Annotated in this window: 1 protein-coding gene; it reads left to right on the forward strand. The window is 60.6% G+C overall.

The window, feature by feature from the left end; translation table 11 throughout:
- On the forward strand, positions 1-236 hold a 236-nt coding region (locus NCS03_RS31095), incomplete at both ends, for a dynamin family protein (protein WP_250530521.1).

Below are 236 nucleotides of genomic sequence, written 5' to 3' on the forward strand. Positions count from 1 at the left end.
ACTGCAAGGCGTACGTCTCGCGGGAAAGCTGGTTCTCGTGGATACGCCGGGATTGCATTCGGTAACGCCGGAAAACGCGGTGCTCACTCAACGCTTCACCGATAGCGCCGATGGCGTGTTATGGCTGACGAGTTCCACATCGCCGGGACAAGTGCAGGAACTGGATGAACTCGGCCGCGAACTGCATCGCAACAAGCCGCTGCTGCCCGTGGTCACGCGTAGCGACGTGTACGAGG

Origin of the sequence: Caballeronia sp. ATUFL_F1_KS4A, assembly GCF_023630905.1 — a bacterium.
In the GTDB taxonomy this organism is placed as follows: Bacteria; Pseudomonadota; Gammaproteobacteria; order Burkholderiales; family Burkholderiaceae; genus Caballeronia; species Caballeronia zhejiangensis.